Here is a 23,779-nt window from a genome sequence, read left to right as displayed (position 1 = left end):
TAGAAGAAGAACTTGATTAAAGCTAAGGTTTAGCATGACAAAGCTAAGGTTTAGCATGACAAAGCTAAGGTTTGGCATGACAAAGCTAAGGTTTAGCGACACAAACGTGAACTTTAGCCACTCCAAAATTTCCGGATACATATTTAAATTCCGCCAACGGATTGAAAATACTCCTGGAAGAATGTACCTCATATAGCTGTCAATCCTCCTTCCTGATCGTAGATGGAGGCTGGAAAGGAGGGAGTATAATTGTCCGTTTAGGGTGTGTTTTTGTACACACACCATTTATTATGACCCACGTACGATACAATACCTTCTTCTGAATGGTAGACGGAACTGAAAAAACAAAAGATGTTTAATTTTGCAAAAGCATAGTAACGCTATGCTGCTAAATATGATTCTTTAATCTTAAAATTTAAACAATGATGAAAAACTCCTTTTTCCCAATGAAGATACCCCAGAAACGGGTATGGATGTTGGCGGTGTCTTTGTCATTAGGACAAGTAGCTTTCCCAGTCGGAAATAATGTGTCGGGAGAGAGTTCGGTTGCAAGTCCTATTGTACAACAGAATCGCAAATGGGTCTCCGGAACCGTAACAGACAGTTATGGACCGGTGATTGGTGCTAGTGTTCTTGTAAAAGGAACCACCAATGGAGTTATCACCGACTTGGATGGTAACTTTAAATTGGAAGTCCCGGTGGGCGCCACAATTGTTGTGTCGTATGTAGGATACGATAACAAAGAAATTGTATATACCGGTCAGTCTTCTCTGAAGATAGAGTTGAATGAGAACGTGCAGGAATTGCAGGAAGTGCAAGTTGTGGCATACGGTACAACGAAAAAAGTGACTGTAACAGGTGCCATGTCCTCCATCACAGCAAAAGATGTGCTGAAAACTCCGGTTTCGAGCATCGGTAATGCCCTTTCGGGCAAGATGCCAGGTTTATCTACCGTGCAGACTACCGGACAACCGGGTGCCGATGATGCTACACTCTATGTGCGTGGTGTCGGTTCTCTTTCCGAATCCATGTCCCGCCCGCTGATGTTGGTTGATGGAGTAGAACGTTCTTTCTTCCAGTTGGACCCGAATGAGGTGGAAGACATCACCATCCTGAAAGATGCTTCTGCTACGGCTGTGTTTGGTGTTCGTGGTGCCAACGGTGTTATTCTGGTGACCACAAAACGCGGACAGGAAGGTAAGGCTAAAGTGAACTTCTCTACTTCCGTGGCTCTACAGGTACCTACACGTATGCCTGAATTTGCTAATAGTTACGAGTATGCCTCCAACTATGTGGCTGCACAACGTCGCGATGGGGTGGCCGAAGGTTCATTGGCTTTTACTGATGCAACGATTGAAACGTTCCGTACAGGCAGCAATCCGATGGCGTATCCGGATACCGACTGGATTGATATGTTGATTAAAGGCTCTGCGTTGCAGACACAGCACAACCTGACCATCTCCGGCGGTACAAAGCAATTACGCTATTTCGCTTCGTTGGGTGTGTTCACGCAAGACGGTTTGTTCCGCTCTTTCGAAACAGATTATAACGCTAATTTCAAATACAACCGTTATAACTACCGTGTCAACCTGGATATGGATGTCACGAAGACTACCCAGCTTCGCGTGAATATCGGCGGACGGGTAACCGATAGAAGACAGCCGAACTATGAAGGTAACTCAAACGGCGACCTTTCTTATCTGTTCCGTGATATCTATTGGGCTACTCCGTTTTCCGGTGTTGGTCTTGTGGATGGCAAATGGATTTGGTCGGATACCAAGACCATAGCCAATATACCGGGTAACATGCGCGATGGTCTGTATCCTTACTATGGTAAAGGATATAACACTCGTGGCGGGAATACCCTCAACTTCGACTTTGTGGCAGAGCAGAAACTTGATTTCTTGACTAAAGGCTTGAAAATGCATGTGAAGGGTTCATACAACAGTGGAGTGACCTTGTACAAGGTTCGTACCGGAACTTCTCCGCACTATGAAACTATCATGAATACCGATGGTTCCATAAACTATCGTCGTGTAGGCGAGAAAACCACTCTTGGCTATTCAGAATCTGTAGGTAAGAGTAGAGACTGGTATGTAGAAGCTGCTGTCAACTACAAACGTGATTTCGGCAAGCACCATGTTACCGGTTTGGTCATGTACAATGAATCCATGACTTACTATCCTTCTTCTTATTATGTAGATATTCCGAGAAGCTACATAGGTCTGGTAGGACGTGCCACCTATGACTGGAATACACGATATATGTTAGATGTTAATATCGGTTATAACGGCTCTGAGAACTTTGCACCCGGCAAGCGTTTCGGTTTATTCCCCGCTTTTTCTGCAGGTTGGATTGTTTCTGAAGAAAAATTCATGCAGCCTTTGAAGCCCTTCCTGAATTATCTTAAGCTTAGGGCTTCTTTCGGTATCGTAGGTAATGACCAAACGAGTTCTGATGCTCGTTTCCTTTATTTGTTGGGCGCATACAATACCTCTCCAATCAGTTCCAGTAGTAGTGCTTCAGGTAGCATTACTGCTACAACACTTCGAGGATTTTATTTCGGAAACAAGACAAGCACGGTAGATGTGGTGCAGGAAGCAAAGTTGGGAAATATGGGTGTTACTTGGGAAACTGCTGCCAAGCAGAATTACGGTATCGATCTCTATTTGCTTAACAGTAAGCTGAAAGTGAATATGGACTACTTTATCGAACACCGTCGTGACATCTTGATTTCAAGAAAGACTAACCCTACGTACTTCGCTGTACAAATGCCTGCTGCTAACCTCGGTAAGGTGAACAACAAAGGATATGAAGTTAGCGTGACTTGGAAAGATAATGTAAGAAAATTCGATTATAACATTGGTGTCAGTCTGTCGTATGCTAAGAATAAGATTGTCTTTATGGACGAAGTTCCTCAACCATATGAATATATGTCGGAAACAGGTCGTTCGGTAGGACAAAATTTTGGTTATAAATTCGACGGCTTCTTCTCTGAAGCCGAAGTGGCAACTTACGAGGCAGAACGTGGGAAGACTATACCCGACTATGGTTCAGGCTTTGCCCCCCACGCTGGAGATGCGAAGTTCAAGGATTTGAATGGTGATATGAAGATTGACCAGAATGACGTGTGTGCTATTGGAAATCCGGTTTATCCTCAACTGACTGGAGGTATCAATTTAGGATTCTCATACAAAGGTTTCGATTTTAGTATGACTTGGCAGGGAGCTGCTAAAGTATCTCGTATGTTGGATGATATATTCCGTACACCTTATGGACCTAACCAGAACTACTCGTTGGTGAAATATTTCACTACCGACACTTGGACTCAAAAGGGAGATGCTGCTAAATTCCCTGCTATAACATTTGCTAATTCTGCGCACAATAACCGAGCTTCCGACTTGTGGTTGCGCGATGCTTCTTATCTGCGTTTGAAAAATGTGGAGATTGGTTACAGCTTCTCAAAGAAAGCACTTCAAAAAATGCATTTAGGTAGCCTTAGAATATATGCTACCGGTTACAATCTTTTGACGTTTGATAAGCTAAAAGTGATTGATCCGGAAGCACGTACCGGAGCAAGCACCATGTATCCGGTTGTTAAGGTCATGAATTTAGGATTGAAACTTGGATTTTAATTGATGAAGAAAGGAAAAAATATGAAACTGACAAAAAAATATATTCAAGGTTCGCTGTTGTCGTTACTACTGGCAATGATGGCGATGTCATGTGAGGACTTTGCTGTTGGAGAGAAGCTTCTTCAGAAGCCGCCCAGTGGCGATATCACAATAGATACCGTCTTCGCTTCTGCTGACTACACCCGTAGTTTCTTGTATCTTACATACGGAACACTGCCGTATGGGGTACCAACCGGTTACAATTGTCGAAATGCAATGCGAGTAAATATTTTGGAAGGGTTGACTGACTTGAATCAATCCTGTGTAGGTTATGGTGGAGTGGAAGCGTTATATTATAGTGGTTTGTACAATGCTGGTTCCGAGGATAATAGTGCGTCAAAGGATATAGGTTCTACTAAATATCGTTTCACGGTTCGTCCGGGATGGATTGGTATACGTTATTCGTGGATGCTTATAGAAAATATCGATAGGGTACCTGATATGTCGGAAGCAGAAAAGAATAGATTGAAGGCAGAAGCTAAGATTATGATCGCCGTTCATTATGTGGAGATGCTTCGTCACTTCGGTGCGTTGCCCATTGTGGACCACTCATTTGATCCGAATGAGACCGACTTGCCGGCACGTGCCACTTTGCAAGAAAACGTAGACTTCATTGTTCGGTTGTTGAACGAAGCTGCTGCTTGTAAGGATTTGCCGTGGGTTATCAGCGCGGCTGAATCAGATAACTGGAGTGGAAGATTGACCCGTTCTGCCGCTTTGGGTTTGAAGACACGTTTGCTGTTATTTGTTGCCAGTCCGTTGTTTAATTCGAATACTCCTTATTATGAGGGAGAGGCTTCTGAAAAACTGATGACATGGTTCGGAAACTATGATGTTAAACGTTGGCAGGATGCCGTAAACGCTTGTGAGGAATTTATTAATGCCATGTCGGAAGGTGGCTGTGATTTGGTACAAAACAGTGAATATCGGATGGCTTTCCGTGATGCATACTATACACGTGGTACTTCGGAAATGTTGATTTCATGCCGTCTATATTCTTATACGAACTCTAACAGTTATCTGCTACAATCTATGCGCTGGGGAGCTTGGTGTCCTACGAAGGAATATTTCGATATGTTCCCAATGGCAGATGGCAGTGAATTTGATTGGAACAATCCGGAACATAGGGAGAATCCGTTTATCAACCGTGACCCCCGTTTGTATGAAACGATTGTGATAGATGGTGATAAGTTCGGTAGCGGTGTAGCGGATATACGTAAAGAAAAAGCAGATGATAAGAAAAATTATCCGAAAGGTGCTAACTGGGGGCAAAGTAGTGTATTGGATAGCCACAGCTTGGATACCGGTCTGCCTGTCCGTAAATTTGCGCTTGACCGCCAAGGTGAATTCAAAAATCGTTTGATGCAGTGGCCAATCCTTCGCTTGGCAGAAGTTTATCTGTCATATGCTGAAGCTCTGAATGAAGCCAATGGTGGTCCTAATGCCAAGGCTTATGAATATGTAAATAAGGTACGTGCACGTGTAGGTTTGGGTGGTCTTAAGACTGGTTTGAATCAAGAACAGTTCCGTGAAGAAGTGCTTCGCGAACGTGCCTGTGAGTTTGGATTTGAGGAAGTACGTTTCTTCGACCTTATCCGTTGGAAACGTGAAGCCGATTTCACCAAGCGTTTGCATGGAATCAACATTTATCGTCATAAGACTACAAATGAATACCTGCTTGAATTTCCTGAGTTGACAGAAAGAGCTTGGCAGAGACCTGGAGGTTTCTCATCTAAATGGTACTTGAGTGCTTTCCCACCCTCAGAAGTGAACAAAGGATACGGTCTTGTACAGAATCCGGGATGGGAATAATGATTTGAATACGATTAGAATAAAGAAATAACTAAGATACTTATGGAAAAAAGTATGAAGCTATTAATTGCAGGGCTACTGTTCTCTTCAGCATCAGTGGCTCAGGTAGCAGACAGCATACAGCAATATGGGCGAGGTTTCTCGTTCAGCCAGAAAGAGTCGACCACTGCCGCTGCTACGGTTACGGCAGACGTACTCGAACATCGGACCAGTACGCTGGGATCCAATGCGTTGTTCGGATTGATTCCCGGACTGCAAGTATTACAGAATGCAGGTCCTGCATATAATGATGGTGCTACAATCTATGTTCGTGGCGTGGGAACCAGCAATACCGCAACCCCTCTTATCTTGATTGATGGTTTTGAACGTGACATCGATTATTTGGTTGTTCAGGACATTGAGTCTGTGACTGTACTGAAAGATGCTGTCGCCCTTAGTTTATACGGTATCCGCGGTGCCAATGGTGTAGTCTACATCAAGACGAAGCGCGGTTATTCGGGTAAGCCGATAATTACGCTCGACTATGAATTTAAAGTGGGAACACCTACTTATAAACCCCAAATGGCTGATGGATACACTTATGCTCAAGCTCTGAATGAGGGACGGACAAACGACGGACTTTCGCCGGCTTACAGCGAACGCGAATTGAATGCTTTCAAGAATCAGACTTATCCTGAGTTTTATCCCAATGTGGATTGGTGGAATGAAGCGTTGCGTGAGCATAGCTATACGAACAACGTTAACTTCTCTATGCGTGGCGGTGGTGATGTTGCCAAGTATTTTGCACAGTTAAACTATGTGAATGATCAAGGCATCTACAGACCGACAGAAGACAATGAAGGTTATTCTACTCAGCTTAAAGTTTCCAAATTGAACTTTTTGACTAACTTGGATATTAATTTGGGTAAGACTACACAGTTGGCATTGGGTGTCCGCGGTAGCTTTGCCGAGTACAATGAACCTTACAACTACGATGGTACGGATGGTATTTTTGCTGCTTTGTATCAAGTACCTTCGGGAGCTATACCGATGAAAACGAGTCATAATTTATGGGGAGCGACTACAGTGTATGACAATAATCCGATGGCATTGATTTCTGCTGTGGGATATGAACGTACGCAGGTTCGTAACTTGTATGCAGATATGCAGTTAACTCAAAAATTGGATTTCCTGACTAAAGGCTTATCAGCCGGCTTCCGGATTGGTTTTGACAACGAAGCTCAATATGTAGATTCCAATGTACGTGATTTTGCTTCCGAATCGGCTATTAAGGGATGGGATGGTGCAAATAACAGATACAATGTCTTGACGAATGAAACCGCATTGGAATTCTATACCGGTATCAATGATGTTGTACGTCACCTGAATATAAATGCGCAAGTCAATTATGACCGTACGTGGAATAATCATAAGTTGAATGCCATGTTGTTCTATAATATGGATAAAACAACGCAACGTGCTCGGAACACTGGACGTGCCTTTATGGACGTTGTGGCTCAGGCACACTATACGTACAAGAACCGCTATTTGTTGGATTTCGCGTTGGCTGGTTCGGCAGCCAGTATTCTGGATCCGGACAACCGTTGGGGTATCTTCCCCTCAGTGGGATTAGGTTGGCTCTTGTCAGAAGAGAATGGACTGAAGGCTGATTGGCTGAATACCTTGAAACTGAGAGCTTCGTATGGTATGGCAGGACGTGCCGATTATGCTGTAAATTTGTTCAGACCTTCTTATGGTGGAGGTGGTACTTACTTGTTCGGTGATACCCCGGTTGCTTTAAGTGGTTCAAGAGAAAGCCGTTTGGCAACGGCAGGGTTGACATACGAGAAGTCGCATAAACTGAATGCTGGAATCGACTTCATGGCTTGGAATCGTTTGTCATTGACTATCGACGGATACTATGACCACCGTACGGATATCTTGGTGAGCGGCTCAGGTATTATGTCTTCTGTATTGGGTATCACAGCTCCTCAGGTGAACGACGGAGTGATTAATTCTTTCGGTGTAGATGTAGCAGCCAACTGGAACGATCGTATCGGTAATGTCTGTTATCAATTAGGCGGACAGTTTAGTTTTAGCCGTAACAAGATTATCGAAATGGATGAAGTGTATCGTCCGTACGATTACTTGAAACGTACGGGACGTCCGGTAAGCCAAATCTTCGGTTACGAGGTGGAGGGCATTTACCAAAACCAGCAAGATATTGACAATCGCGAAGTGAAGCAGTATTTGTCTGAAGTTCGTCCGGGTGATTTGAAGTTTAAAGACCAGAACGGAGACAAGCGTATTGATGAATATGACCAAGTAGCCATAGGTTATAATAGTGTATGTCCTGAAATTTATTACGGATTCAATGTAGGAGCAGAATATAAGGGACTCGGTTTTATGGCTTATTTCCAAGGTGCTTCTAACTACAGTACAGTGCTGAACACGGAAAGTGTTTATCGTCCGCTGATTAGTAACAATACTATTTCACAGTACTATTATGACAATCGTTGGAGCGAAAACACTCCGAACGGAAAGTTACCGCGTCTGACAACTATTGGTTCAAATAACAATTACAACACCAATTCATTGTGGGTGGCAGATGCATCTTATCTGAAACTACGTACGCTGGAAGTGTACTACCAATTGCCGGAGAACTGGCTGAAGAGTTTGCACTGCTTGCAGAAGGCTAAAATATTTGCTCGTGGTTACGATTTGTTCAGTGTGAATAAGCTGGAAGGCATTTCCGATCCTGAATCAGTGGGAGCTTACCATCCTTTGATGCGTCAATTTACATTTGGTGTTAATTTGTGTTTCTAATCAAATAATAGAGTAATGAAACTAATGAAATTCAGAAATATAATGTTGCTCTTGGCAGTAGGTATGCTGGCAGGATGTGATTTCATGGACTGTGATGAATCTTCTGACTATTCCAAGGAAGAGATGTTCAACAGTTATGACCGATCTAAGAGAATGGTGACCAATATTTATGGTTACTTGCCGCACGATTTCGGTAGTATGGGGACCAGTGACACACAGGCTACTACTGCTACGAATGCTGACCTTACCGGCAATGCGATGTTGGATGCTGCTACAGACGATGCTATTCATGTTTATAAGACAGATGCTATTTGGCGTTTCGTGGATGGAACATGGTCGGCTGTGCGTACGGTTGATGATGTATGGGAAACTTATTATGCTGCCATTCGTGCTGCTAATCTCTACTTGAAAGAGTCGGAAGGTGAAGACTTCAAAGATTGGGAGTTCTCGGACAACTATAATGATATGATTAAAAATCATACCAACTTTGCATATGAAGTACGTTTTTTACGCGCTTTTTATTACTTCGAGCTGATTAAACGTTATTACAATGTTCCGTTGGTACTGGAAGTTCTCTCTCCAGGCGAAGCCAATAACGTACATCCCTCTTCTTTTGAGACTGTAGCCAAGTTTATCTTGAGCGAGTGTACAGAATTGGCTACATTGCTTCCGTTAGATTATTCGGGTTTTGCTGATAAAGAAACGGGGCGTGCTACGCGCGGAGCTGCATTGGCACTGAAAGCAAGATTGATGCTTTATATGGCAAGCCCGTTGTTTGCAGGCAATGATAATCAAGAGGAAAAATGGAAAGATGCTGCACGTGCTGCATACGCCATTATCAATCCGGAGACGGGATTGAATTATCAATTGGATAGGTTTGCTAATTTGTTCGGTGCAAACAATAACACCAGTAAGGAAATGATTATGGCTCGTCCGATTGGTACTTATGGTGCTTTTGAACGAGCTAACTTCCCAATGGGTGTGGAAGGTGGTAACACCAATACTTGTCCGACGCAGAACTTGGTGGATGCTTTTGAAATGACTTCTGGTGAAGCATTTGATTGGAATAATTCAACTATGAAGGCAAATCCGTATGCCAATCGTGACCCTCGTTTGGCAATGACCGTAGTCTACAACGGTATGGAGTGGCCGGCAAGCCAGAAGATTGAGATTTGGGAAGGTGGTGCCAACGGACTGCCATTGACCAATGCCACTACAACCGGTTACTATCTGCGTAAGTATGTGAATAAAGATATCAGCTTTGCTTCTGGTTCTCAGACAACATCAGCACGTCATAACTGGGTGCTGTTCCGTTATGCTGAAGTGTTGTTGAATTATGCGGAAGCAATGGTCAACGCTTTCCACAATCCGGACTACACGGATGCGGAGTTCCCATTAAGTGCCCGTGATGCTGTTAATCAGATTCGCCAACGTTCGGATGTGAATATGCCACCTTTGGCAGCAGGTATGACAGACGTTGAGTTTCTGAAACGGTTGAAAAACGAGCGCCGTGTGGAGTTGGCATTCGAAGGACATCGTTTCTGGGATATACGTCGTTGGAAGGAGTTGGACAAGACTGCTGAGATTTATAGTGTGAAAGTACAAAAGGTGGGCGATAGTTTTCAATATGACAGATTCCTGTATGAGACCCGTACCATCACCGACAAACTGTACTTTTACCCGATTTCTAATACCGAAAGGTATAAGAATCCTAATTTGGAACAGAATCCGGGTTGGTAATATACCATAATTTATTAAAATACAAATGATATGAAATTATTGAATAATAAATATTTGTATCTGCTCTTATTATGGAGCATTTGCGGGATGTTGGTTTCCTGTAGCAACGATCCGATAGATTATCAGGAGGCGTTGAAGCCTTTGGCTGACAGTGGTCCTGAACTTACTTTCGGTGTGAATAATACGAAAATAATGACAATTCAACCAACGGCCTCCACTACTGACGTTATTTCGGTCTATCGTGGGAAAACGGATGCAGCAGCTACTTATTCTATCGTGGTGCTGAACAACGATGATAATGTGTTCACCGTTCCACAGACGGTAAGCTTTGAAGCCGGAGCCAGTAAAGCAGATATTACCATTAGTTTCGATAATGCGGGTTATGATAATCCTATGTCCTGAAACTTGGATTGGATGAGGCGGAGATGGATAAATTTAGCGAATACACCAATTATGTCTATACCTGTACTCGGATCAAGCCGATTATATGGAACGAGATAGGAAAAGGACAATGGGTTGATGAAGTATTTTGGTTCTGGGATGAAGTTACTATCGAGAAACGTGATGATGCTCCTATTTACCGCATTAAGAGTCCTTATACGAAAGAACGGTTGGATGGTGATCTTATGGAGGATTGGTCTAGTTATAATTATGGTTTTGGAACCCAAACGGAGTATTTGGAATTTACCTTGAATAAAGACGGCTATGTATCTTGGGAGAGTCCGATTTATATAAATTTATCCTATAATGGATATGATATAAAAGGGTATTATCCGTCTCAACTAGGTAGCAACTATGCCGGATATGATGAAGAGAGCTATGCTCGATTCGGCAATGACGGTGAAATTGAACTTTTTACTATAGTGCCTTATTGGTATAGCGCTGAAGCAAAGATTGATTGGGGAACAGGCTATTATTGGCTTTACCTTGCATTTCCGGGAGTAGACTTTGCCTCAGAGTGGGAGAATAACTAAAATAATGTAAGTGATAAGAAGCGGAGAAGGATCTCATCCTTTTGGAGAGACTTTTTCCGCTTTCTTTGCTCTTTCTGAATCAGAAAGCTTAAATCCATACTTCTTTGAAAGTCAAGCCAAATATGTTATAATAAAAAAAAATATGAAAACTAAATTGAAGAAATTATGTCTGTTAGGAAGTCTGTTGGCAGGCTTTTCTACGATTCACGCTCAGTCGGTCACTTGGATCAGCAGTACGGAGGGTGATGTATGGCGTGAGACGAAAACGAAGTTGCAAACAAGTACGCAAAACACACCGTTGTTGGTGGCTGATGCAACCCAAAGTATTCAGGTGTTCAAGAAATGGGGGACCTGTTTTAATGAGTTAGGCTGGGACGCGCTCAATATGCTGCCTTTAAAGCAGCAGGATGCCGTACTGAACGACCTGTTCTCCCCAAATGGCGACTTGCGTTTCTCGATGGGGCGTATTCCTATGAATGCTAACGATTATGCGCGTGATTGGTATAGTTGTGATGAAGTGCCGGGTGACTTCCAATTGAAGTATTTTAATATTGATCGCGATAAGACGACACTTATACCTTATATAAAGAGAGCCAAATTGGTGAATCCCGATATTGCTTTTTGGGCTTCTCCCTGGTCGCCTCCTTCTTGGATGAAGGTGAATCATTATTATTCCGTGAAGCACAAGCTCGGTGTAAACCAGTTGTCTGCCGAGGCTGAAATAGCTCTTTATGAGGGAGTGAGCAATCTTGATAAGAGATTTTATCCCAAACAGGTGGCAGCCAACGATTATTTTATTCAGGACCCGCGCTATTTGCAGACGTATGCCAATTATTTCTGCAAATTCGTATCGGCATATAAGGAAGAGGGAATCGACATTTCCAGAGTCATGTTCCAGAATGAGCCGTGGGCCTATTCCATCTATCCGGCTTGTGCATGGACACCCGAAGGGATCATCCGTTTCAATGTGGAATATTTTGCTCCGACATTGAAGCAGCAGCATCCCGATGTACAGCTCTACTTGGGTACGCTCAATACGAACCGCATCGAATTGGTAGAGAAGATTCTTTCCGACCCGCGCATGAAAGATGCTGTAGAAGGTATCGGTTTCCAATGGTGGGGCGGACAGATTCTTCCGGAAATCCGTAAGAAGTATCCTAACTATAAGTATATGCAGACGGAGAACGAATGTGGCTCAGGTACATTCGACTGGAAGGCTGCCGAAAAGACGTTCCATTTGATTAACCATTATTTAGGGAATGGCTGTGAGGAGTACACTTTTTGGAATGCAATCTTGTGCGATGAAGGAAAGAGCAGCTGGGGCTGGAAGCAGAATGCACTGATTCGGGTGGATTCTAAAAGTGGTTCTGCTACCTATACTCCGGAATATTATGCGGTGAAACATTTCAGTAATAAAGTTGTTTCGGGAACGAAAGTGCTGAACTATAAGGAGAGGGATGAAGATTGGTTGCCTGTCATGGTATTCCTTACACCGGAGAATAAATATCTGGTAGTTGCCGGCAATTTTAATGACGAAGCACGTCAGCTGACTGTAAAGTTGAGAAACAAATATTTGGATGTAACCTTGCAGGCACATTCTTTTAATACGTTCTGCATGAAGTGATTTTTCTTGTAGAGTACTAATGGTATAATGCGGGAGGGTGTACTTGTTTTTGCAGGTACACTCTTTTTATTTGTTTTCGAAATTGCTATGTATAGGGCAGGGAATGAGTACTTTCGTCGAAATAAGTAATTCCCGTGAACGAATCGTCGGATATATTTGTTATTTTTGCAAACAGGAAATATTTTCGACCAAGGATTTCAGGAGCCAACAGGAGTTAGCAGGAGTCAACAGGAGTTAGCAGCCGACAAGGCGGCCAGGAGTTAAAAGCCAGAAGAATGTTTTCTATTTTGCTTTAAGACTTTTTTATTAACATCAAACAAATAATATTATGTCATTATTATTACAAACAGCAGCTCCTCTTACGGAGACAGTAGTGGGAGACGGTTTCAGTAAGTTGCAAATCCTTCTTCAGCAATTGATAGATTGGGGGGTAAGTGCCGGTGGGCGTATCATTGGTGCCGTGTTGATTTTCATAGTCGGTCGTTTCTTGATCTCTTTCCTTAATAAGATGGTCGCTCGATTGTTGGCAAAGCGTCGTATAGATGCCAGTATTCAGAGTTTCGTCAAGAGCTTGGTGAATATTCTGCTGACTATTCTGTTGATTGTAGCCGTTATCAGTAAGTTAGGGGTAGAGACTACTTCGTTTGCAGCCTTGCTGGCATCTGCCGGTGTAGCTATCGGTATGGCATTGTCGGGAAACCTGCAGAACTTTGCCGGCGGTCTGATCGTATTGTTGCTTCGTCCTTACAAGGTTGGAGATTTGATCGAAAGCCAGGGAGTGACGGGTACGGTACGTGAGATTCAAATCTTCCATACGATATTGGTAACGGGAGACAATAAAGTGATTTACATTCCGAACGGTGCCCTGAGTAGTGGTACGGTGACCAACTACAGCCGCGAAAGCACCCGTCGCGTAGAGTGGGTGATTGGCGTAGAGTATGGCGAGAATTATGATAAGGTAGAAGAGACTACCCGTCGTATTATAGCCGAAGATCAGCGGATACTTACCGATCCGGAACCTTTCGTTGCCCTTCATGCACTCGATGCAAGTAGTGTGAATGTCATTATCCGTGTGTGGGTGAAAAGTGAGGACTATTGGGGTGTTTATTTTGATATGAATAAGACTATTTACTCTGTATTCAATAAGGAGGGTATTGGTTTCCCCTTCCCACAACTGACTGTACATCAGGCTAAAGACTGATAGTTGCTTGTTGTGACGCTTGGAAAAGAGTCCATCCTCCTCATAGAGTTTTTTCTCCTAAATTTGGCTCGTGAGCTGAATAAAATCGTCTCGTGAGCTGAGAAAAATCATCTCATGGGATGAATTTATTCGTCTCACGAGCCAAAATCATTTGTCTCATGAGGCAAAATCGTCCGTTTCGGAGCGTCTGAAGTTTACGTTTATTCCTCTAAGAAGGTGTGGCATAATGCCCGAATTGAAAGAATCACTCTTGTCACAAATAGCTGTGGCAGGGGTGATTTTCTTAAAAAAGGTGTTTTGGCACACCTTCTTAGAGTTTTATCTATTTAATTCCGCCAATAGTTTTGCCTTTGCCTTGTACTGTTTAAATTGTATCGGGCTGACGTTAACTATATCATGGGTATGGATAATATATTATGGGCAGGGACAACAGTGGAATATGAGTAATTCAATAGTCGGAAATAGCCAATAAAATTATTAACATTAAGTTAGTGGATCGTTAATAACATTCTTTATTCTATTAAACCATGTTATAAAACTTCTTGTTTTGCTCTGAAAGTTTGGAGATATCCCGAAAGTCCGTATCTTTGCAACGTGTTTTTCATAGTATTAGATTTAAGGTTAACAAAGATTGGCTGTCTGGGATAGATAGCCTTTTTTTTGCCCTTTTCTCTGTATTAATCGAGTTGTTTCGGACAAGGCCTTACCTTTACTTTTACGCGTCTGCCGGACACAATCTCGTTCTCTATCTGACGATGTTCCAACTGTATGGGCTGGTTGGTAAACTCCGGTACGTTGTATGAGTAGATCAGCCGATCGTAATATTCCTGTGGATTCTTTTGAGGCAGCATGAAAGGTTTGCTTACATGCCCGTCCGCTCCTATGTGTGCCAGGTATAACCGGGTGTATAGTCCGTCGTCACGCCGGCTACTGAACACGAACCATCGTGAGTTGCTGCTCCAGCTGTGATAGCTTTCCGTATTGTCGCTGTTCACCTCGTCGATGGCACGCATGCTGCCCTCTTGAAGGTTCAGTAGCCATAAATCCGCTTCTTTGTGCCAGATGGAGAAGTTGCCATAGTCGGACAAGGTGAACATGATGTACTTTCCGTCATAGGAAGGGCGTGGAAAGGAGATGCTCTTTTTCAATCTTTCTGCATGGATTAGGGTGTCTACACGTTCGCCAAACGTACCGTTGTCCGGATTGAAGTCTATGCAGCAGAGACTGTAGCGTATCTCGTCATACTTTTTTGGCATGGGTTTGTTTGTGGCAGAGCAGAAATATAGTTTTCTCCCGTCCGGTGAGAATGCCGGAAAGGTTTCAAAAGCCTCTTTTTTCTGCAATAGGGGAGACTGTAGCAATTCGTGTGTGTCCGGTCGGTACACCAGTACATCCGATGCCATATCCATCACCTCGATACGTCCCGCATTGGCTACGTGAAAGGACTGTGTGGTTTGGTTCACCGAGTAGGCGATGTATTTTCCTCCCGGATGCCAGTAGGGATAGACGCATGCCGACAGGGTGGAGTCTGTTTTGGTGTCGAGCAGTTCACGGTGTCCTTCTGTCTGCATGAGGGTTGCACCGTGCTGTCCGCGTATGTGCAGGCTCAACTGATTGGGATTTGTCCGGTTGAAAGCATGACAGTTCAGGCACATGCCCGGTACTATTGTGTTCTGTAACAGGTCATGCTCCTCAAAGGACGAAAGATCCCGTTCGTAGATTCCCATTTGGGCATATACTTCATACCCCGGAGCGATTTTACGGTAGACCACTCCATAGTCTATGGGCACATCGCTGACGTACATGGTGAAAGGAAGATATTGCTTCCATCTTCCCTCGCTCTCGATGCATACTGTAAACAGCAGGCTGTCTCCCTTGTTGGCTGCCAGGAGGTTGTGCTATTCTTTTTCGGGGAAGGAGACTGTCGAGGCATTGATGTGTATTTCTCCGGTTCTGCTTCCCTTCACGGTTACGTCTATGCGTTCATGTTCTCCACCGATGTAATTGAAGTTCATCGGGGCGATGGTGGCAGGTATAGTCACTCCCTTGTAGTCAGGATATATTTCCGGGCATTTGTTCGTCTTCTCAGGGTTGCTTACCGAATGGCTGCATGCCGTCAGCAGCCATACCGATAATAGGCAAATCAAATAATTCTTCATTTTCTTCTCTTATTTTCTAACTAACAGGTAGTGCCAGAAGGTATCTTTGTACCGGGTTTGCAATAGTTGCCGTCTGTTAGGCTGTGAGGTATAAATCTGCATGAACTCTTGGGCACCCTGTATGACTTGCGGAGACAATTCGTAGGGCATGTCCCGGAAATCCTTGTGCATCTGTCCCCATACGTATGCCAACGCTTCCTGATGGCTGCGTGGGATAGGGTTGCGGCCGGTGTCTGCGTCCTAGGAATAGTACTTCATGAACCCTTGCAAGTCGCGTTGTTGCAAGGTGCATGCCAGCAGATACTCGAAAGCCATCCGGTTCTTTTGGTTTTGCTCATACAGACGTGCCAGCAGGAAGCCGGCATCGTGGCTTTCGGACAGGAAATTCTCTGTGTATCTCATTTGCCGCAACTGCCCCCATTCCGAATGGGCATTGATTTTGTTTTCATCATAGAGGTAAGTCATGGTCTCTTCTGCCCATTCCTTATAGAACAATGTCTTGCTTAACAAGCGCAGGTATTTGGCTGCCACCTCATACTGACCGTTAATCAGATTGGTTTCACTCAGCCGCTTGAAGCAACGTCCGCTTTTGCGGAAATTAGGTATGGCTTCCATGGCTTCAAAGGTAAAGCGTTGCGCGTCGTTGATCATCCCCAAATGGTATAAAACCTCGCTTGTGGGAAGCGGAGTGACAAAGTTGCGCTGGAATTTTGCCATTAGACCTTCTGTTCCATTCTGGTAGAATTCGAACATCCTACCCAGTTCTCCGGTCTTGCCCAAGGCTAAATTCAGACACGTCACACTGAGGGGAGAGACGGGAGATTTGGCTTCCGCCTTTTGTATGATCCGGTGCCATTGTTGGTTTCTCGCCAGTTGGTCGTATTCCATAATCTCTTCCTTGTCAAGATTGCATCCGGAAAGGATATAGGGATAACTTATGACTGCCAATGCTATAGTTTGCAAGCCCATGCAGATGGCTGCATGTTTATGTATTTGGGGCAGTCTTGCCAACAGGTAGGGGAGGAGGATGAAGAGAAGGATGATTGTCATCTCCATAGGGGGGATCACTGCCGGGAAGCGGTAGTACCCCAGAAAACCGCTTAACTGGTAGACCGGATTTTGTATTTGCATGCTTATCAGCAGCGTACAACCTGCCTTCAAGGCCAACATGCCTATCGTGATACCGATTCCCCGAAGGTATTTCTTTTGCTTGATGCAAGTATGCAGTTCGTTGATGATAACCCAGCCCATGAAGACGAGATGCGCCGCTCCTGCCATCCAGAGAAGTATTGGGAAGCCTATCAGGACGTACGCTGCGCGTTTCCATCCGGTGTGTAGGAGAGTATAGAGATGGTTGAAGACCAAGGTCATCAGCAGGGCAACCGTAAACGACAACATAGCATTCTCATCGCACATAAAGTGCCATACGGCTATTACCGGCAAAAAACTCAACGGATAATAGGTTTCCGATGCTTTCAGCCTTTTCGCTAAAGTCCATGTCAGAAGTTGCAGACCGATGAACAGGAGTGCCAAAATCGTGGCTCCCATCCATGTATGGTAATAAAACTGCACCAGAAATTCGCCCATATAGTCGGCCACCCCGCCCGGAATGGCGATTCTCTCCTTAAAGTATTCCATGTCGAACAGGAAAAGCTGGTACTGTTCGTGATAATGGAGATGGGCAGGATAGACCATCTTCCAGAAGAGCCATACGGCTGTACTGAAGAATAAGGATAAGCCTGTTTCCCAAACTTTCAGGGACGATGGCTTCGTATGGATGCGTGTGTGGTTTTTCATAAATCTGTTTTTTTATTCTTGCTTGCCGAGTGTATTCTGATACTCTTTGGGCAGTTTGCCGAATTTGGCTTTGAAGCATTTGGCGAAATAGGAGGGGGCTATGAATCCTACGCGCAACATCACTTCATTGATGCGCATGTTTTGGGCAAGCAGTTCGGCAGCCTGGTTGAGCCTAAAGTTCTTGATATAGACGTTGGGAGCCATTCCGGTCAGTGTTTTCACCTTCCGGTAGAAGTTGGTGCGGCTCATGTTCATGGCGTCCGCCAGATGGTCTACGGAGAAACTTTCTTCATCCAGATTCTTTGTAAGGGTCGCATCGACCTCTTTCATAAAGTTGATATCACATTCAGAGAGGATGTATTCGGAAAGGGGAGGCTGGTGTGCGGTTCCGGCAGACTGGAGCATCAAGTCATGGAATGCCATACGCAACTTCAGCAGATTTTCTATCTGGCTATGCAGTTGCCTGATGCTGAACGGCTTCTCCATATATACCTCTGCTCCGTTCTCCATACCTTCCGTTTTCGATTCCAGATTGGTCTTGGCAGTCAGCAGAATGACGGGGATGTGCGAGTAGGCAAGATTGGTCTTGATGTGGCGGCACATCTCTATGCCATCCATTTCGGGCATCATGACATCACTGACGATGACATCCGTGGTATCGTTCATTTCAAGCTTCTCGAGTGCTTCCTTTCCGTTGTTGGCGGTATACACTTTGTACCATTGTCCCAGTGCTTCGCGTATCTCATTTTGCAGTTCGATATTGTCCTCTACAATCAGCACCGTTTGTCGTTTCTCTTCCGGCAGGTTCATGTCCGCTACACTCTCTTCCTTTTCCATGAATGCCTGTTCGACAGTTTCTGTTGTGCTTTTCTCTAATGGCAACGAAAGAGTGAATGAACATCCGCCCGTCGGCAGGTTCTGTGCGGACAGAGTGCCTTGATGGGTTTTCGCCAGCGATTTGGAGAAAGCGAGTCCGATGCCTGTTCCCGGCATTTGTTTCTTGTGGTCTGGCAGTTGATAGAATATCTGGAATATCTTTTCTTCCTGTCCTTCGGGTATTTCCGGACCATCATTGTCTACATGGATTGTAATCTGTCCGGGCGTTTCCTCTAAGGTCAGTTCGATGGTCGATGTCGCATATTTCAGGGCATTGCTCATCAGGTTGACGATGATCTTGCGGACAATGTCACTGTCAATCATGCCTTCCACATCGTGTGCAGGCAGGTTAACGATAAGTTTGAGGTTCTTGAGTGATGCCGCATCTTTGAATTGTTCGGCAAGGTCGTTTATGATTGTTTTGACATTGTGCCTTTTCAGGTTGAGTTTCATCTGCTTGTTTTCTATTTTCTGGAAATCGAGCAACTGGTTGGTGATTTCAAGCAGATAGTTGACGTTTTTTTCAATCAGAGACAGATGTCTGCCATGGTCTTCTGTCTTTTCATCGCGCAGTTTCTCTAAAGGCAGGCATATCAGGCTGAGTGGTGTACGTATCTCGTGCACCAGATTGATGAAGAAGTTTATTTTCTGTTTATAAATCTCTTTCTCTTGTGTGGTGCGGAACTCTTCCATCATCTGGTTGTATTTGCGCTTGATGTGCAATCGCCAGCGGTAGGTGACATAGCCGATGATGAGCAAGAATAGCAACACATAGGCAATGTAGGCAGGAGTGCTCAGCCAATACGGGGGAGTGATGACGATGCGGAGCGAAGTGGTCTGTTCGTTCCATACGCCATCGTTGTTGGCTCCTTTTACTTGGAATTCATATTCTCCCGGCGGTAGGTGGGTGTAGGATGCCAAATGGTTGGAATTGTTTGTAATCCATTTCTTGTCTACACCTTTCAGTCGGTAACTATATTGATTGTTGGAAGGGTCTTCATAGCTGAGTGCCGCAAATCGTAGGGAGAAGGTGTTATATTCGTAGGGCAACCGTATCTCTTTCTGTGTATAGAGTGCCTTACCGATGTTATCGTTCCGCTCTTGGCTGTTTATATGCGGAAAGTCTATCTCCATGATATATACGGGAGGGATGTGCGGATTGTTCTTTATGTCTTCGGGGGTCAGGATATTGAACCCGTTGATGCCGCCGAAATAGAGCTTATGGTCCGAAGAGAGCAAAGAAGCTTTGGGTAGAAACTGGTTGCTTTGCAGTCCATCGTTTATGGTGAATTGTCTGATTCTCTTTTGGTTATTTGGGGAAACCCTGTAGATGCCGTTATTGCTTGAAATCCATAAGTCTCCATATCGGTCTTGTCGGATGGCACATGCCATGTTTCCGTTCAATGGAGTACTGTTGTCGGGCAAGAGATCAGAAAAGTGCCCGTTTGCTTCGGAAAAGTGGCATATACCCGATTCATTGGTTCCGAACCATATCTGATTATTTTTGTCTTCAAATAAGTTTGTGATGGAATTGCTGATAATGCTGGTAGAGTCCTGGTTGACTTTCTTATAATGCTTCCATATAGTGCCACCCGTTTTCGGGGTAGTCATTCTGAAAACCCCGCTGTTCGAGGTGGCTATCCAAAGATGTTGTTGCGAATCTTCCAGGATGTCTGTCACGGCTGTCATGGCTCCCACCTGTATGATGGGCAGGAAGTTGTCGGTTTCTGCGCGGTAGCGGCACAGACCGATGCTGGTACCTACGTATATGGTACCGTTATGTCCTTGATAGAGACTCAATACATCATTGCTGGGTATGGTATGGGGCATTTGTTGTGAATAGCGGTAGTTTTTCCATTTTCCGGTATGTATATTCAGTCTGTAGATACCCTCTTTGTAAGTGCCTATCCATAGTTCCTCTTTGTTGGGCAATAGGCTACAGATATCCAATCGGTGTTTTGGCATGTTCTCGAAGGGGTATTCGCTGAACTTCTTGGTTGCAGGGTCGAATATCCACAGACCTTCGGAAGTCCCCAGCCATATATTTTTCTGTGGGTCTTCGTAGAAGGCTCTCACTTCTTTCCTGTCGGCTTCCGTGTGTGTGTTTGTGGCAGGGATAGAATAAGCTTCAAAGCGTTTCAGTTGGTTGTTGATGATTTCCACTCCATTGTAGTTGGTCATTATCCAGATGTTGCCTTCGTTGTCGCACATCAAGTCATTGATATGCGGTTGCTTGATATTCAGGAAACCGGTGGGCAGATTGATTTCCTCGAAGGTGCTTTGTGGCAGTTGCAAGGCAAAGATTCCTTTATCCGTACCGACCAGTAGGCTCTTTTCCCTGTATTTGACGAGGCATAGGATGGTGCCTAACCGTTTTTCGCTTGTTCCATATACTTCTGTGTTTCCCAACAACTTCTGGTAGCAGAACAACTTATTGCCTTGATTGAACCAAAGATTTCCGCCGATACATTGCAGGAAGTTTATTCCGCTCCCTTCGGTAAATTCGGTTAAGGAAGGATCGGCGGGTTTTCGGTTTCCCTCTTCATCGTATATCATGAGTCCCTTCTGGCGTGAAAGAACGTAGATGCGGCCATCTTCGTCCTCGCAGATGTCGTTGATGAAAGAGTTCCGCACGCAATCTTGCTTCATGGTTCCTGTTTGGGGGTTATAGATGAAAAGACCTTGGCCGATGGTGGCTATCCACATCAAGCCGTTGCGGGTCTTGACTATCTTCCGTATCTCGCTGCTGATGATGACGCCGAATTGCGTAGGGACGTCGAAGTGTGAGAAGTCATCCGAAGTATGGCGGTAGATATAGATACCGTTTTCAGTTCCTATCCACAACTCTTGGTTTAGCTCTGCCAATGTCTTGATGTGGCTGTTGCCCAAGGAGTATTTGTGATTGCTGTTGCTGCGATATATCCGGTTGTTGTATCCGTCGTAACGGTTCAGTCCGTTCTCGGTTCCGATCCAGATAAAGCCGTAGCTGTCTTGCAGGCAGCAGGTAGCCGTGTTGTAGGAAAGACCGTTTCCCACATTGAGCCTTCTTACCGATAATATTTCGGAGGCGATGGCCGGATAAACGGACATCCCGATAAAGAGGCACAATATGAGACACAGTCTTTTCATCGCGGCGAATGTAGGATTTATTTCAGAGAATTGCAAATATCCAGATTGATTTCCCTGATGCGCTGTTCGTTTACTTTGATCACTTTGCGGTCGTATGTCATCAGGCCGTTCACTTCGATTTCCACATCCGAAGTCTGGGTATATACCGCGCCGGTAAAGCCTTTCAGGACTAACTTTTTCAACTCCTTGGCATATTTCACATACTCGTCAGTGACTTCTTCCGACGTGTTGAACCGGATATATCCCCAGTTGCGGTCGGCTTCCCACACATGATCTTCCACGACATAACCTATACCCCCGTATTCGCCTATCACATTGACGCGCTGGGCGTCGTAGAGAAAGGGCTCAGGTCCCGGGTAGCTATGAATGTCCAGCATGTCACCGCAGGGATAGTGATTGCCGCCACTGGCAGCATTAACCAGTCGGGTGCTGTCGTATTGTTTGGTCCATTGAGCTGTTTCTTCTGTCTTGAACTGGCCCCATCCTTCGTTGAAGGGAACCCACACACCGATACAGGGAGAGGAGTAGAGATAGTCCATAATCTCTTTCCATTCCTTGCGGTAGATGGCTTCCGATTGCGGAGTACGCGTCAGGTCGGCACCGGTAAAGTAGTCACGCTGATTCCATTCGTGCATCTTGTCACCATTCGGCATGTCCTGCCATACGATGATGCCCATACGGTCGCAGTGCGTGTACCAGCGTGCAGGTTCTACTTTCACGTGTTTGCGGATCATGTTGAAGCCGAAGTCTTTGGTTTTCTGTATGTCGTAGATCAGTGCCTCATCCGTGGGGGCGGTATAGAGGCCATCGGGCCACCAGCCTTGGTCCAACGGACCGAACTGGAACAAATTTTTGTTGTTTAGCTGCATCCTTACGGCACCGTCCGCATCACGTTTGTAGGAGAACTTCCGCATGGCAGCATAGCTATTCACTACGTCTGTTTCTACGCCGTTTCGTTTCAGACGCACTTTCAGCGTATATAAGAAAGGTGTATCGGGCGACCATAATTTCATGTTCTCAGGCATGCAGATGTCTATAGCCTCTCCACGGATGGCTGCTCCCGTAGCTACCAGTTTGCCGTCGTCGTATACTTCCGCTTCGATGCGGCATCCTTTCCATTCGTTCTCGCCGGTCCGGGGTTCGATTCGCAACCGTCTGAGGTCGATGTCGGGCGTGATTCTCAAGGAAGCAATGTAAATATCGTTCACCGGTTCGAGCCATACAGTCTGCCAGATACCCGATACGGCTGTGTACCAGATTCCTTTCGGCTGGTTAGCCTGTTTTCCTACGGGCTGTGGTCCCTCGTTGGTTGGGTCCCATACGCGTATGCTCAGTTTGTTGCTCCCTTTTTGCAGGGCATCGGTCACGTCGAAACAGAAAGGGGTATACCCGCCTTCGTGCCTGCCCACACTGATATTGTTGACCCATACATCTGCTCTCCAGTCCACAGCACCGAAATGCAGCAATACCCTTTTGCCTTTCCAGCCGGAAGGTATTTCAAATTGCCGGGTGTACCACAATTCTTGGCTTCCTTCCAGGTGCTTTCCTACTCCTGACAGCGATGATTCTATGGCGAAAGGTACTAATATCTTGCCGTCGTAGGCTTTCGGTTCCGCTTCTCCACAGGAACGGATAGCGTAGTCCCACAGACCATTCAGGTTTTTCCATTCTTTACGTTCCATCATGGGGCGCGGATATTCCGGCAGGACATTGTCCGGATTCAGTTTCTCTCCCCATTCCGTTTTTATTCTGTTGCCTGCCGGTTTCCATTGGGCGAGGGAAGGAACTTGCAGACCCAACGTTAAGGCGCATGCTAACATCAATCTTTTCATTTTCATATCATCTGTTGTTTATAAATTAAAGTTGTTTCCGGTTGTCGTGCGGAATCAGGGCAAAGGTGCTCCAATTTGTCCTTATGAGAGGATAAAAACTGACCAAAAAAGGCGAATCTTGTTGCAAGTGCTTTTTCTTAAGAATAAAATACATTA

At 44.9% G+C, this 23,779-nt stretch carries 10 protein-coding genes and 2 pseudogenes; 8 read left to right on the top strand and 4 right to left on the bottom strand.

Features of this window, described 5'->3' with window-relative positions:
* Nucleotides 1-446: 446 nt before the first annotated feature.
* From QZ323_RS06030 to QZ323_RS05995, 8 genes are all read left to right on the top strand, one after another.
* Nucleotides 447-3,635, top strand: coding sequence for a TonB-dependent receptor (locus QZ323_RS06030; RefSeq protein ID WP_294633657.1), 3,189 nt, complete (start codon nucleotides 447-449; stop codon nucleotides 3,633-3,635).
* 21 nt (nucleotides 3,636-3,656) lie between these two features.
* The gene (locus tag QZ323_RS06025) at nucleotides 3,657-5,486 is read left to right on the top strand and encodes a RagB/SusD family nutrient uptake outer membrane protein (RefSeq protein ID WP_294633655.1); all 1,830 of its coding nucleotides are present in this window, start codon (nucleotides 3,657-3,659) and stop codon (nucleotides 5,484-5,486) included.
* A gap of 54 nt (nucleotides 5,487-5,540) precedes the next feature.
* Entirely contained in the window at nucleotides 5,541-8,291 is a 2,751-nt protein-coding gene (locus QZ323_RS06020) for a SusC/RagA family TonB-linked outer membrane protein (RefSeq protein WP_294633653.1), read from the top strand.
* 15 nt (nucleotides 8,292-8,306) lie between these two features.
* The gene (locus QZ323_RS06015) at nucleotides 8,307-10,031 is read left to right on the top strand and encodes a RagB/SusD family nutrient uptake outer membrane protein (protein WP_294633651.1); all 1,725 of its coding nucleotides are present in this window, start codon (nucleotides 8,307-8,309) and stop codon (nucleotides 10,029-10,031) included.
* 30 nt (nucleotides 10,032-10,061) lie between these two features.
* Entirely contained in the window at nucleotides 10,062-10,433 is a 372-nt protein-coding gene (locus tag QZ323_RS06010; protein ID WP_294633649.1) for a hypothetical protein, read from the top strand.
* A 23-nt stretch (nucleotides 10,434-10,456) separates the two neighbouring features.
* Nucleotides 10,457-11,005 (top strand): hypothetical protein, encoded by a 549-nt coding sequence (locus tag QZ323_RS06005; protein ID WP_294633647.1) that lies wholly within the window; start codon nucleotides 10,457-10,459, stop codon nucleotides 11,003-11,005.
* A gap of 142 nt (nucleotides 11,006-11,147) precedes the next feature.
* Nucleotides 11,148-12,629: a beta-glycosidase gene (locus tag QZ323_RS06000; RefSeq protein ID WP_294633645.1), complete on the top strand. Its 1,482-nt coding sequence runs from the start codon at nucleotides 11,148-11,150 to the stop codon at nucleotides 12,627-12,629.
* Between the two features lie 328 nt (nucleotides 12,630-12,957).
* Nucleotides 12,958-13,830 (top strand): mechanosensitive ion channel domain-containing protein, encoded by an 873-nt coding sequence (locus tag QZ323_RS05995; RefSeq protein ID WP_294633643.1) that lies wholly within the window; start codon nucleotides 12,958-12,960, stop codon nucleotides 13,828-13,830.
* Nucleotides 13,831-14,507: 677 nt separating this feature from the next.
* On the opposite strand, the pseudogene QZ323_RS05990 reads toward QZ323_RS05995, so the two are convergent.
* The 4 genes and pseudogenes from QZ323_RS05990 to QZ323_RS05975 all read right to left on the bottom strand — a co-directional run bounded on the left by QZ323_RS05990 (nucleotide 14,508) and on the right by QZ323_RS05975 (nucleotide 23,623).
* Nucleotides 14,508-15,989: pseudogene (locus tag QZ323_RS05990) on the bottom strand (hypothetical protein).
* Nucleotides 15,990-15,998: 9 nt separating this feature from the next.
* Nucleotides 15,999-17,786, bottom strand: a pseudogene (locus QZ323_RS05985) (DUF6057 family protein).
* Nucleotides 17,787-17,798: 12 nt separating this feature from the next.
* A complete protein-coding gene (locus QZ323_RS05980) occupies nucleotides 17,799-21,791 on the bottom strand; it encodes a hybrid sensor histidine kinase/response regulator transcription factor (protein ID WP_294633641.1) in 3,993 nt (1,330 codons plus the stop codon).
* Nucleotides 21,792-21,808: 17 nt separating this feature from the next.
* On the bottom strand, nucleotides 21,809-23,623 hold the full coding sequence (locus QZ323_RS05975; protein WP_294633663.1) for a sugar-binding domain-containing protein: 1,815 nt from the start codon (nucleotides 23,621-23,623) through the stop codon (nucleotides 21,809-21,811).
* Nucleotides 23,624-23,779 lie beyond the last annotated feature (156 nt).

Origin of the sequence: uncultured Bacteroides sp., from assembly GCF_910585845.1 — a bacterium.
Taxonomy (GTDB): Bacteria; Bacteroidota; Bacteroidia; order Bacteroidales; family Bacteroidaceae; genus Bacteroides.
The sequence above is the reverse complement of the archived record's forward strand: the minus strand, read 5'-3'. Positions and strand labels throughout refer to the sequence as shown.